The organism is Evansella tamaricis, assembly GCF_019042215.1.
GTDB classification, from domain to species: domain Bacteria; phylum Bacillota; class Bacilli; order Bacillales; family Salisediminibacteriaceae; genus Evansella; species Evansella tamaricis.
Genome location: NZ_JAHQCS010000112.1, coordinates 1 through 12,572, shown reverse-complemented (window position 1 = coordinate 12,572; position 12,572 = coordinate 1). Strand labels below are relative to the sequence as shown.

Genomic DNA, 12,572 nt, shown 5'->3' with positions numbered 1-12,572 from the left:
GGTAAACATGCTCTATTTTTAAGTGGTTTTAAAATTTTCAGTTGCTTCTTAATCGCTACGGGGCACTTCGGAAGTGACAACTGAAGTCAAAGAGCGGACTTCTACTACTTCTTCGAATTCGCTGTCCAACGAGCGTTTACTTCACGAGTTAGCTTCGAGTTGCCTCGACGGATATACTCCAGAGCGATGCTTGTAGAGGAAGAGGCACTGCCCTTCGCTCGTGATCCTAGGCGCTTGTGCTTTTCATTGTCTAGCACAAACGCCTACTCGCTACGGGGCACTTCGGAAGTGACAACCGAAGTCAAAGAGCGGACTTCTAGTTGTCATTCCTCCACTGCCCTACTCTCGTGATCCTAGGCGCTTGTGCTTTTCATATTTGGTATAATTCCTTAGTTCGTTAATACAATAGGGCGAGAGTATAATTTGAAATAATTCCTATCGAAATAGTAAGAAATTATACACAAACATGATGAAAACCTTTATAATGAATTATAAAATATATTTTCTGGGGAAGGTGGAGATGGTACCATGAAAATAATCATATCGGTAGCTTTCATTATGCTGGTTGCCATCTTGGGGACATCTTTAGCATACTTAGTCGGCACAACCGAATCTGAAGAGTATCGTTATGCAGAAACTCATGCAATAGAGTATGTGATGGGAGAATATGATATAACAATGGAAAGTGTTTCGGTTGATTCGATTCAATATTGGGAAGAGGAAGATCGGTATGCCATAAGGGTCAATGGTGCAGATGAGGGAGAAATGTATGAAATTGCTCTACGTCTCGATGACGAGAATGATATTGCATTTCTTTTAGATGTTACAGGACAGTTTGATCAATACGGCTTAGCATACTGCCATTAAGTAAATTAACCAGATATTGTATAGACGACTACCTTAAATTAGGTAGTTTTTTTGTGATATTAAAGGGGAGTAATTTAAAGAAAAATAATAAATATTAGATAAACAAAATTTTAGCACACTAAGATATTATTATCGAAATAAGTGTTTATTTTTGTATATAATTGGTTGTTTCTGTATTATATAATATATTATATTAGTTAGGTGGCTAAGTAAATGGTGCGAGAAATGGATCGAAGAGTAGGGTATCAATTAGGGATAGTGTCTCATCTGTTACAAAATGCTTATAACAACAAGCTTTCTGAATATGGGTTAACAACCTCTCAGGCAAAAGTGCTTTATGTATTGAATAAGCAGGGAAATATGCTTCAAGCTGAGATTCAGAAATACTTATATATTCAATCTTCCACGATGAACGGAATTATGGAATCCATGCTTAAAAGAGAGCTAATTAATAAACAGGACGATAAGAACGATAGAAGATCTAAAATGATTTCCCTAACAGAAAAAGGAAGAGAATTGGAAGAAACCTTTTGGGAAGAGTTAAGCAGTTTAGAGATGGAAATAACTAAGGGGTTATCGGAAGAGGAACAACAGTTACTTCTCGTTTGGTTAAAACGAGTAAAGACTAATATAGAAAATCTGACTGAAAATAAACAACGGTAGAAAGAAGGCAATAATAATGGAACAGAAGCAACAGAGTGAGCGCTTAGGATCAGAACCGATACCCAAATTACTTATGAATTTATCTATCCCTGCTATGATTGGAATGTTTGTCATGGCTTTTTATAATTTAGTAGATACTATTTACATCTCTCATGGAGTTGGGATTGATGCAGTTGCAGGGGTCACAATAGCTTTTCCACTCATGATGATTATGATGGCGGTTGCGGCTGCCGTTGGGATTGGTGGTGCATCCGTTATTTCTAGGAGGCTAGGGGAGCGGAGAGAAGAGGAAGCTAATAAAGTGTTTGGAAATATGCTTTTTACAGTTGTTTTATTTAGTTTGATGGGTGGTGTAGCGGCTTTTACTCTGCTAGAACCAATGTTGAGATTATTCGGAGCTACAGACGCAATTTTAGTGTACGCCACTGAATACATGTTCCCAATCCTTCTCGGGACTTTCTTTTTTTCGTTTGCTTTCTCCACCAATAATATTATTCGCTCCGAAGGAAATGCCCGTTTCGCAATGATGACGATGATCATTCCCGCTATATTAAATATCATTTTAAGTCCAATCTTTATTTTTGGATTCAGTATGGGTGTCCAAGGGGCTGCATTTGCCACTGTTATTTCCCAGGCTTCTGTATGTGGCGTTATTTTACGTTACTTTATAAAAGGGAAAAGCACCTTAACTATCTACCTTTCTGACATCATTAAACCGAAGCTACATGTAATAAAAGAAATAATTATCATTGGTTTACCTGCATTTGTTCGCCAAGTATCAGGAAGTATCATGATGATTGCTATCAATACAATGTTAATAAAGTTTGGTAGTGAGTTTCATGTTGGTGTTTTTGGTATGGTTCAACGAGTTGCTATGTTTGCATTAATGCCGATGATGGGGATACTTCAAGGGATGCAACCTATTATTGGATATAACTATGGAGCAAAGCAGTTTGATCGTCTGAGGGAAACAGTATGGCTTGGGTTGAAAATATCTACAGGTTTTTCGGCATTAGTATTTATTATTATGATGACATTACCAGACCTTTTTATGAGAATTTTCACTTCAGATATGGAAATCATTCAAGCGGGGACTGAAGGAATGAGGATCCTGTTTTTAGGGGCTATTTTAATAGGAGCACAAGTGATCAGCGGAGGTTTATACCAGGCGTTAGGAAAAGCAAAGCCAGCATTAATACTCTCCATGGCACGACAAGTACTATTCTTGATTCCATTAGTATTAATATTGCCCCATTTCCTTGGTGTAAATGGTGTCTGGTTTGCTTTTCCCATTGCCGATATTTTGTCATTTACATTATCAGCAGTATTTTTCTATCGTGATCGGAATCTATTTCTTTTCAAATCAAAAGCTAATAGTGTAAATACCGATAAAGCACAACTGACATCTTAAGGTGATGTTCACTTAGTTTAATAGATTGTTGCCGTTTTTTATTTCGTCAGACAAATTTAAAAAGGTTGCAATTAAAAATAGAAGGGACCCAACGAAAAAGAGAGCCTTTATTAATAGTGAGATATTATCTTCTTCCTGCATCTTATCACTCCTGAACTATGATATCTTACTAATTTAGTATCATAAGGATGTGTCGTTATGAAGAACAAAGACTTGGCTATTTCAAGAACTGGGATGGAATTAACTAGTAAAAGTCCTCCTGAAAATTAGTTAAGCTAAGTAGTTAAATTGAGATTTAACGCAACTTAGTGTCATCAATAGTATATGTTTGGGTATTTCATAAGTGAAAAAATATGCATAATCATGTTAACATTATGGAAAATGCCCAGTTATAAAAGGGAGACGAAACAACCTCCCTTTTTTCGTATGTAATTAAATGCGTTTGTGACCATGCCCGAACTTAATTAATTTATTTAATTAAGTATCTTTTATTATTCGTGCATCTACGTTATAGTAGAGATATAAAATGAATAATGAGTTATTTAATACTGTACATAATTAAATTAATTAATCAATGGAGGTTATTTCCATGCTGAATCGGCTAAAACAAATATTTTATAACACTTTTTACACAACAGATGATTTACACTATTTTTTTGCGCCAGGGAGAGTGAATCTAATAGGTGAGCATACAGATTATAATGGGGGACTTGTTTTCCCATGTGCGTTAAATATTGGAACGTACGCTGCTGTGAGGAAAAGGGAAGATAACAAGATTTTACTGTATTCAGATAATTTTTCTGATAAAGGTGTTATGGAGTTCTCTCTATCAGATTTAAACAAAAACAACGAACACGATTGGGCAAATTATCCAAAAGGTGTTATCTATATAATGGAGAAACATGGGTTAGTCGGTTCATATGGTTTTGAAGCCGTTTTCTTTGGAAATATACCTAATGGTGCAGGACTATCATCTTCTGCATCCATCGAACTAGTGACAGCACTCCTATGGGATGAACTGAATGAATTTGGGGTGGACCGTTTAGAGTTAGTAAAAATGTGTCAAGAGGCGGAAAATGAATATATTGGTGTCAATTGCGGTATTATGGATCAATTTTCTATTGGACTGGGAAAAAAGGATCATGCAATTCTTCTGGACTGTGACACATTAGATTTTGAATATGCTCCTGTCAGACTTGGGGAGTGTCAGTTAGTTATTGCTAATACAAATAAGCGGCGCGGGTTAGCCGATTCTAAATATAATGAAAGAAGATTGGAATGTGAGGAAGCGGTAAGAGAGCTCCAGACAGCAGTGGATATCTCTAATTTGTGTGAATTGTCTCTTAGGGAGTTTGAAGGAATAAAGCAACACATTTCAAGACCGATTGTGATGAAGCGTGCTCGTCATGCCATCACAGAGAATGAAAGAACAAAACAGGCTGCAATAAAATTGAAAGAGGGAGATCTTATTGGGATGGGGCAATTAATGAATGAATCCCACCAGTCCTTAAAGGATGACTATGAAGTGACAGGGGAACATTTGGATGCTCTAGTAGAAGCGGCATGGGAAGAAGAGGATGTTTTAGGTGCACGAATGACCGGTGCCGGATTTGGTGGATGTACTATAAATCTAATAAAGAATAGAAACATAGAAGAAGTTCTAAGTCGCATTGCAAAAAAATATGAAGCCAGAACAGGGCTGAATCCAGAGTTTTACACAGTAGAAGTGGGGCATGGGACAATGAAGTTATCGGATTTTGGTACAGAGGATAAATCCTAAAAGCGGAGGGGATAAAATGAAGGATACAATTGATGTTTTATTGGAGAAGTTACTTCGATATGCTCTAACTAAACAGTTGATTGAAAACGATGATCTTGTCTATTGCAGGAACCAACTGATTGGCATCTTAGAAATTAATAAAATAAACCCCATTGAGACGGAGATAGATATAGAAGAAATTTCTTGTCCTTCACAATTGTTGAATCCAATATTAGATTGGGCTTTTGAAACGGGAAGATTGAAAAGCAACACGGTAACGGAACGGGATTTATTAGATACAAGATTGATGGGGGTATTAACAAACAATCCATCTGTTATTATAAGTAAGTTTAAAAACTATAAAACAAATGAAAGTTCTAAAAAAGCAACAGCATGGTTTTATAAGCTGAGTAAGGATAATCATTACATTCGTCAGAACAGAATCAAGAAAAACGTACATTGGATGACGGAAACGAATTTTGGTGATTTAGAACTAACAATTAATCTATCGAAGCCTGAGAAAGATCCTCGGGAAATTGAAGCTGCAAAACAGGAAGAAAAAGTTAATTACCCCCTTTGTCTTTTGTGTAAAGAAAATGAAGGCTTTTTTGGTAGAATAAATCATCCCGCAAGACAAAACCTACGTACAATACCGGTAGTATTAAATGGAGAAAACTGGCGATTACAATTTTCTCCATATGTGTACTATCATGAACATGCGATTATTTTCTCAGAGAAGCATGTCCCGATGAAAATTACAAAAGCTACCTTTCAAAGATTAATCGATTTTGTGGGTCTTTTTCCACACTATTTTATTGGCAGCAATGCAGATTTACCAATTGTCGGTGGGTCCATTTTAAGTCATGACCATTTTCAGGGTGGATATCATCAATTTCCCATGGAGAGGGCTGAGCAGGAAGAGGTATTTGAGATACCATCTCTTCCAGGTGTGAAAGTAGGAAAAGTGAAATGGCCAATGTCGGTATTAAGGATAACTGGTGCAAAAAAGACTGACGTTGTGAATGCAGCTTTTCATATTTTTAATAAATGGAAGAATTATAATGATCAGAGTGTTGAAATACATTCCCACACAAATGAAACACCACATAATACCGTAACACCTATAGCAAGAATGGAAAATGGACTTTATCAAGTGGATATTGTATTACGGAACAACCGCACCACTGAAAAGTATCCAGTGGGAATTTTTCATCCCCACCAGGAAGTACATCACATAAAAAAAGAGAACATCGGGTTGATTGAGGTCATGGGTCTTGCGGTTTTACCTGGCAGATTGATTGATGAACTTAATGAGATAGAAAAAGCCCTACTTTCGGAAAATCCTGAAAAAGAAATATGGAACCGAGAATCTATAACGAAGCATAGGGAGTGGGCATTACAGTTATTAGAGAAATATCCTAATCTAAATCAAGATAATTGTGGGCAAATTTTACAAGTAGAAGTGGGAAAAGTGTTTTCAAATGTTTTAGAGCATGCAGGAGTATTTAAAAGGGATTCCAAAGGACAAATGGCATTCCGAACGTTTATAGAATCTTTATAAAAGGAAGGGAAAGATTTTTATATGTCTTCCGTAGCGGGCAGTTTTAAATTAATGAAATCATTAAATCGGACGTTAGTATTAAACTCAATACGGATAAACGGTGCGATTCCCCGGTCGGAAATTGCAAAAGAAACAAAATTGACGGCTGCTACAGTGACGAATATCGTTAATGAACTCATATCGGAAGAGCTAGTTCTAGAAACAAAACCTGGAATATCAAGTGGAGGCAGAAAGCCAATTTTGCTAACGATTAATTCAAAAAGTAGATATGTTTTTGGTATCGATGTTGGAGTAAATAAAATACGTTTTGCCATTGCTGATTTAGAGGCGAAAATTGTAGTGAAAGAAACGGAAAAGATTTTTCATCCTCTTAATAATGAAGATTTTCTTGAACTATTAACTAGCAAACTTCAAATAATGTTTAAAAACTTTGGAGAAAAAAAATCAAAGATCGTCGGTATCGGCATTGCTATGCATGGGATTGTAGATAATAAAAATGGTGTAGCCCTTCTAGCCCCTACTTTAAAATTGAAAAATATTCCCATAAAGACTGTGTTAGAGAAGGAGTTTGGAATTCCAGTACGAATCGAAAACGATGCAAAAACACTGGCTCTTGGGGAAGAATGGTATGGTCATGGTCAGTCAGTAAAAGATCTCGTATGTTTAAATATTGGGGAAGGAATTGGTGCAGGGATTATTTTAAACCATAAATTATTTCATGGGAATGATAACAGTGCTGGGGAAATTGGACATACAATTATAGACATTAATGGACCAAAATGTTCCTGTGGAAACTACGGTTGTTTTCAATCCCTTGCATCTGGCCATGCATTAAAGGAGAGTGCATTGAGGGAAATTTCCTTAGGAAGAACAACATTATTACGGGAAAAATGTCATGATAAACTAGAGAACATTGATGGTCTCTTGATATATCAATGTGCGTTAAAAGGGGACTCTTTATCCGTTGAATTACTTCAAAAAACAGGCAGGTATATCGGAATAGGTATAGTAAATATTATTCATTTTTTAAATCCCCCACTTATTATTATTGGTGGAGGGGTATCGAGGGCAAAAGAATTTATCCTTCCATCAATTTACGAGGTCATTGATGCGAAATCCATCACTCCAAATAATACTCAAGTCGTTGTATCTAAACTTGGAGAGGATGGTTCTTTAATTGGCGCGTTCACCCTTGTATTATCAGAATTATTTAATTCAATAAACTCTTCTCTTTCGTGAGTGCGAGGCTATCGTAATTAGACAAATACTGCTAATTTATTATAAAAGTGGGTATTCATTGGTACTCTATTATTATAAAATTGAACCATAACCTAGTAGGAAAGAGGAGAGGAAAGAATGAATTGGCAGAGCCATTATGAACGTTGGAATTTACATAAGGACTTAGATGATGGATTAAAGACTGAATTAAATAAATTAACGGAAAGCCCGGCCCTTCTGGAAGAGGCGTTCTATAAAACGCTTGAATTTGGGACAGGTGGTATGAGGGGAGAAATAGGTCCTGGTATCAATCGAATGAATATATACACCGTTCGCCGTGCCGCAAAAGGATTGTCTGGAATGATTAGTCAAAAAGGAGATGCAGCCAAAAGGAAAGGTGTTGTAATTTCCTACGATAACCGTCATTTTTCTAGAGAATTTGCTGTGGAAGCAGCGAGAGTGTTAGGAACCGATGGAATAAAAGTGTATGTTTTTAATGAACTTAGGCCAACTCCGCAACTATCTTTTGCTGTTAGAAAGTTGAAAACAGTAGCTGGAATAATGATAACGGCCAGTCACAACCCACCTGAGTACAACGGATTCAAAGTATATGGTGAGGATGGCGCTCAATTGGTTGGGGAGGATTCGGATATTCTGTTACAACTTGTTAATGATGTGGCTGATGAATTACTAATCCCGGTAGATTCGGAGAAAAACCTGACAGAAAAAGGGATATTAGAGTATGTAGGAAATGAGATGGATGAAGCTTATATAGAAAAATTATTAACCGTTGTGAAAGACGGAGATTTGGTGCATAAATCTGGCAGTAAGCTGTCCATTGTATTTACCCCATTACATGGTGCTTCCACTATTCCAGTTACTAGGGGATTTGAAAAAGCCGGATTCACTAATGTGAAGATGGTGAAATCACAAACTACACCTGACCCGGATTTCACACATGTGTCCTCTGCAAACCCAGAAGATCATGTGGCATTTGATCGTGCCATGAAACAGGGGGAAGAAGAGGGAGCAGATGTATTAATTGCTACAGACCCAGATGGTGACAGAGTAGGGGTAGCTGCAAAAAACCTTGAAGGTAATTATCAAGTGTTAACAGGAAATCAGACAGGGGCTCTACTTTTACATTATCTTCTTTCCACATTAAACACTAAAAACGCTCTACCTAAAAATGGAGTTATGATTCAAACTATTGTAACCTCCCCATTAGGGAAAGCTATTGCACAGGCATTTAATATAGAATCGTTAGATGTCCTTACAGGTTTCAAGTATATTGCTGAAAAAATTCGTGAATTCGAAGGGGATGGATCCCAAACATTTTTATTTGGATATGAAGAAAGTTATGGATACTTAATTGAACCTTTCGCAAGGGATAAAGATGCGGTGCAGGCTGCACTTCTTGTCTCGGAAGTGGCACTTTATTATAAGCTACATGGAAAAACCCTTTTTGAAGCTTTAAATGAGATTTACAAATCTCACGGATATTATTATGAAACCCTTCGCTCCTTTGTTTTCAAAGGGAAAGAAGGGTTAGCGATAATGAGTGCTACAATGGAAGCATTTCGAAAGGAATCATTAAAACTGGAGCATTTTCAACTTCAATTATCAGAAGATTATTTAAAGGGTATAGCTTATAATTATTCCAATGAGGAAACAAAAGATATAGATCTTCCAAAGTCCAATGTCCTAAAATATATTATGGCAGATGGTTCATGGGTATGTTTACGTCCATCCGGTACAGAACCTAAGTTAAAGCTGTATTTTGGTGTGAAAGGTGATTCAACTAAAGAGGCACAGGATAAAATGAAAAAACTTGTGGAACCGGTAATAAAACAATTAGAAGCTTTACAATAATAAGGCAGCCCTGGAGTAGGTGAAAGTCCACCTCTCCAGGGCTTTTAGTTTTTTACAGGAAAAAAATTTTAAAACTCCGCGTTTTACTTGGTTGATTCACCCTTTTTTTTTATATTTGTACATTACCCCATTCCTAATTAGTGTCATAAGCATAGGGTACAGTATCGTGAAATTGTAAGGAGGGAAAAACCGTGAGCCAGAAGGATCAAATATTAGATGTATATATTGACCGTTTGTTTAAAAAACACAATATCTCAACAGACAAAATAGATTTATCAGGGGAAGAAAAGAATCGAATGAGGGGCATTATCGAAAATATTCAATCAGAAGTGGAAAATTTTTTAGAGAATGCTGAAACAGTAGTAACAGAAAATGACATGCCAAATAATTTGAACAATGATTCAGAAGAGGCAGAAGAGACATATTCAGAATCCCCTAAAAACTCTTTAACATCACCAAAAGTTTATGTTCGAAACAAAAGAAAAAATTAAATGTGCGATAAACCTAGGAGGTTTGTCCAATCTAAATGGATTTATAAGGCATACAGTGTAATTGAATACAGAAAAAGGAGGAATTAGAAGTGAACCAAGAAGTCTATCGTTCTACTGATACAGGGAATTCTTGGAGTGCATTGGACACATCCAGAAAGCATCCATTATGCTTTGATGGTCAAGATGAGACACAGGGTGCCACAAATAAAAATAAAACATTGCAATTAAATGAAGAATATATTTTTATTAAAGATTCCTGTGATGTGACAGTGAACACAACAGATACAAAAGCTGCAGTTAATCTTCAAGCTGGTTTACAAGCGGCAATTGCTGTATTAATTAGCATTTCCGTAGCTGATTCTCAAACATCAGAAGACTTAACACAAGAATTATTCCAAACAGCTAAATTAAAACAGATCTCCTATCAAAAAACAGTAGTAGAAAATTCAAGAAATGTTGAAATTGCAACTACAGACACGCAAGTTGCTGCAAACATTCAAATTTTACTTCAATTACTGATTGCACTAGCGGTTAAATTAGATATCCTATAAAACTACTTTTCTAAAAAGGCAGGGTACCTCCGTACCTTGTCTTTTTGTTCTAGATAAAGTAACCATTCATATATTTTTTATATAAATAATGAAGTAGCATAGTTTAAAACCTTTAAAGAAGATAATGTCAGATTTTGAAAAAAAATCATCTATTCAGATGGTGGTAGAAAGAGTAAACTTATTAATAGAATACTATTTTACATGGGGGAGTTGCTGATGAAGAGCACTTTTATATTTTTCATCCTATTGTCAATGATATCTATTCAGTCATGTACACCTTCAAAAAGCCATGAAGATATTCATTTAAAGCTTTCTCCTATTTATTCTGATGGTGTACTCTACTTAACACCAGTCATTACATATGACGGGGAGTTACCGGTAACTCTCTATTATGGAAATACAGTTGCCTGGATTGAAACAGTAAAAAAAGAGGATGAAACTATATATACAAATGAGGAACATAATCTGCTGTTGGATCATCAATCCACTCTTGAACAGGACGATGAAAGAGAAGGAGAAACGATTGAACTGGAGGTAGATCCCGGAACATACGAAGTGGTCCTAAAAGCGGTGTATTCCTTATCGGTGAATGGTGAGACAGCTGAGTTAGAAGGAGAAGAGTATACTCATAGATTAACACAAAAATTAGAATTGAAACGCTGATTGCTCCACAGCTAAAGGAGTGGCGAGCTTTTATGGTCAGGAAATATGAGCTTTTTATGGTTTTTTTGTAAGACATTTTCTTGTGGGAATTATTCATGAAAACGCTTTAAAAGATGGAAAAATGTGTTTGCATAGGTAAGTAGTGTATGATATGATCAAAATGTAAATTGTTTTGAAATCGAAAAACACGTTCGGCCTCGAAAGCAATAAAATTCTTAACAGGCATGAAATGGTTTTACGGTATTCAAAGATTTAACTTTTCATTTATTTTTAAGGAGGCCGTTAACATGACAGGCAAAGTAAAATGGTTTAATTCAGAAAAAGGATTTGGATTTATTGAGCGTGAAGGTGGAGACGACGTATTCGTACACTTTTCTGCAATCCAATCTGAAGGTTTCAAATCTCTAGAAGAAGGTCAAGAAGTTGAATTCGAAATCGTCGATGGCGACCGTGGCCCTCAAGCTGCTAACGTAGTAAAGCTTTAATTTACAGCAGTTCATATAAAAACAACCAACCAAGATCTGCTCTGTTTTCAGAGTAGATCTTTTAATTTTTAAACTATGTTAAAGGCTAATGTTGATTTTTTAACAGGATGATTTTTAGCGAAATTTACGACACTCCTGCGGGAAAAGCGAGTTCAGGGGAGACCCCGCAAGGTGTGAAACACCGAGGAGGCTCCCGAACCGCCCGCGAAAAGGGAGTGAATTTCGCAAAAATCAACATTGAACGATAACAGAGCCAATTTTTAAACTCCTGCTTGTCATTTTTTTGTGGGAGATAAATAAGGAGTTAATAAAATTACTTTGATGAGTATTGTTTTATGTCATAAAACAAGAAGCTAAAAATTTCGAAAGATAAATGTAGTATAAGTATTAAGGATTATAAAAATTTTTGAGGTGATCTAATGGCTACAATAGAGGATTTTTCAAAGCTCGATTTACGAGTAGGAACTATAGTGGAAGCGGAAGCATTCCCGGAAGCAAGAGTTCCAGCAATAAAGCTTAAAGTGGATTTTGGTGATGAAGTGGGAATCAAACAATCTAGTGCTCAAATTACAAGACGTTACCTTCCTGAAAAGCTTGTTGGACGTCAAGTAGTAGCTGTTGTGAATTTCCCTCCTATCCGGATAGCGGGTTTTAAATCAGAAGTCCTAGTAATGGGGGGAGTTCCAGATAAGGGAGATGTTGTATTACTGAACCTTGATGAAGAAGTCCCCAATGGAACAAAAATAAGTTAATGTTTTAGTTGTGGTCTATGCCCGGAAGTGATAAAGCGTAATGGTATTAGGAATACCATTACGCTTTTTTAAAAGATATGTATAAGTTTTTGCACCTTCGGGCATTGTCTAGCTCCAGCGCCTACTCGCAAGGGTACTGAAAAAGTGGTGCTTTTCCACTTTTACAGTCCCTAAGCAATGAGAATAGCCGTCGCAATCTTTAAAAAGCATGATAGGAGTGGTTTTCTCCTATCATGCGAGCGACGAGCGCAGCCATTGCCATACTAATAAAAGGAACTG

General features: G+C 36.4%; 13 protein-coding genes. 12 read left to right on the top strand and 1 reads right to left on the bottom strand.

The annotated features are described in order from the left end of the window. Positions 1-528 precede the first annotated feature (528 nt). The 3 genes from KS419_RS14020 (at position 529) to KS419_RS14010 (ending at position 2,941) form a co-directional block, all read left to right on the top strand. Complete coding sequence (locus tag KS419_RS14020) at positions 529-867, top strand: hypothetical protein (protein ID WP_217067020.1); 339 nt, start codon at positions 529-531, stop codon at positions 865-867. A 213-nt stretch (positions 868-1,080) separates the two neighbouring features. Continuing rightward, positions 1,081-1,530, top strand: a complete 450-nt coding sequence (locus KS419_RS14015) for a MarR family winged helix-turn-helix transcriptional regulator (protein ID WP_217067019.1) — start codon at positions 1,081-1,083, stop codon at positions 1,528-1,530. A gap of 16 nt (positions 1,531-1,546) precedes the next feature. Beyond that, positions 1,547-2,941 (top strand): MATE family efflux transporter, encoded by a 1,395-nt coding sequence (locus KS419_RS14010; RefSeq protein WP_217067018.1) that lies wholly within the window; start codon positions 1,547-1,549, stop codon positions 2,939-2,941. Positions 2,942-2,953: 12 nt separating this feature from the next. Here KS419_RS14010 and KS419_RS25255 read toward each other — a convergent pair whose 3' ends face one another. After that, a complete protein-coding gene (locus KS419_RS25255; protein WP_281419809.1) occupies positions 2,954-3,082 on the bottom strand; it encodes a hypothetical protein in 129 nt (42 codons plus the stop codon). A 448-nt stretch (positions 3,083-3,530) separates the two neighbouring features. On the opposite strand from KS419_RS25255, the gene KS419_RS14005 reads away from it, so the two are divergent. The 9 genes from KS419_RS14005 to csaA all read left to right on the top strand — a co-directional run bounded on the left by KS419_RS14005 (position 3,531) and on the right by csaA (position 12,293). Continuing rightward, positions 3,531-4,721 carry a galactokinase gene (locus KS419_RS14005; RefSeq protein ID WP_217067017.1) on the top strand — a complete coding sequence of 397 codons (1,191 nt, stop codon included), beginning with the start codon at positions 3,531-3,533 and terminating at the stop codon, positions 4,719-4,721. Positions 4,722-4,737: 16 nt separating this feature from the next. Next, the gene (gene galT / locus KS419_RS14000) at positions 4,738-6,261 is read left to right on the top strand and encodes a UDP-glucose--hexose-1-phosphate uridylyltransferase (protein ID WP_217067016.1); all 1,524 of its coding nucleotides are present in this window, start codon (positions 4,738-4,740) and stop codon (positions 6,259-6,261) included. Positions 6,262-6,282: 21 nt separating this feature from the next. Next, a complete protein-coding gene (locus KS419_RS13995) occupies positions 6,283-7,500 on the top strand; it encodes an ROK family transcriptional regulator (protein ID WP_217067015.1) in 1,218 nt (405 codons plus the stop codon). 117 nt (positions 7,501-7,617) lie between these two features. After that, positions 7,618-9,351 carry a phospho-sugar mutase gene (locus KS419_RS13990; protein WP_217067014.1) on the top strand — a complete coding sequence of 578 codons (1,734 nt, stop codon included), beginning with the start codon at positions 7,618-7,620 and terminating at the stop codon, positions 9,349-9,351. 191 nt (positions 9,352-9,542) lie between these two features. After that, the gene (locus KS419_RS13985; protein WP_217067013.1) at positions 9,543-9,842 is read left to right on the top strand and encodes a hypothetical protein; all 300 of its coding nucleotides are present in this window, start codon (positions 9,543-9,545) and stop codon (positions 9,840-9,842) included. Between the two features lie 89 nt (positions 9,843-9,931). Next, positions 9,932-10,393, top strand: a complete 462-nt coding sequence (locus KS419_RS13980) for a spore coat protein (RefSeq protein WP_217067012.1) — start codon at positions 9,932-9,934, stop codon at positions 10,391-10,393. Between the two features lie 216 nt (positions 10,394-10,609). After that, a complete protein-coding gene (locus tag KS419_RS13975) occupies positions 10,610-11,056 on the top strand; it encodes a hypothetical protein (RefSeq protein WP_217067011.1) in 447 nt (148 codons plus the stop codon). A gap of 287 nt (positions 11,057-11,343) precedes the next feature. Continuing rightward, positions 11,344-11,541, top strand: a complete 198-nt coding sequence (gene cspD, locus KS419_RS13970; RefSeq protein WP_217067010.1) for a cold-shock protein CspD — start codon at positions 11,344-11,346, stop codon at positions 11,539-11,541. Between the two features lie 419 nt (positions 11,542-11,960). Beyond that, positions 11,961-12,293 (top strand): chaperone CsaA, encoded by a 333-nt coding sequence (csaA, locus tag KS419_RS13965; protein ID WP_217067009.1) that lies wholly within the window; start codon positions 11,961-11,963, stop codon positions 12,291-12,293. The last annotated feature ends 279 nt before the right edge of the window (positions 12,294-12,572 follow it).

Coding starts and splice junctions, on each gene's coding strand:
- KS419_RS13975 (WP_217067011.1), top strand. CDS start 10,610: ATGAAGAGCACTTTTATATTTTTCATCCTATTGTCAATGATATCTATT.
- csaA (WP_217067009.1), top strand. CDS start 11,961: ATGGCTACAATAGAGGATTTTTCAAAGCTCGATTTACGAGTAGGAACT.
- KS419_RS25255 (WP_281419809.1), bottom strand. CDS start 3,082: ATGCAGGAAGAAGATAATATCTCACTATTAATAAAGGCTCTCTTTTTC.
- KS419_RS14015 (WP_217067019.1), top strand. CDS start 1,081: ATGGTGCGAGAAATGGATCGAAGAGTAGGGTATCAATTAGGGATAGTG.
- KS419_RS14010 (WP_217067018.1), top strand. CDS start 1,547: ATGGAACAGAAGCAACAGAGTGAGCGCTTAGGATCAGAACCGATACCC.
- cspD (WP_217067010.1), top strand. CDS start 11,344: ATGACAGGCAAAGTAAAATGGTTTAATTCAGAAAAAGGATTTGGATTT.
- KS419_RS14005 (WP_217067017.1), top strand. CDS start 3,531: ATGCTGAATCGGCTAAAACAAATATTTTATAACACTTTTTACACAACA.
- KS419_RS14020 (WP_217067020.1), top strand. CDS start 529: ATGAAAATAATCATATCGGTAGCTTTCATTATGCTGGTTGCCATCTTG.
- galT (WP_217067016.1), top strand. CDS start 4,738: ATGAAGGATACAATTGATGTTTTATTGGAGAAGTTACTTCGATATGCT.
- KS419_RS13995 (WP_217067015.1), top strand. CDS start 6,283: ATGTCTTCCGTAGCGGGCAGTTTTAAATTAATGAAATCATTAAATCGG.
- KS419_RS13990 (WP_217067014.1), top strand. CDS start 7,618: ATGAATTGGCAGAGCCATTATGAACGTTGGAATTTACATAAGGACTTA.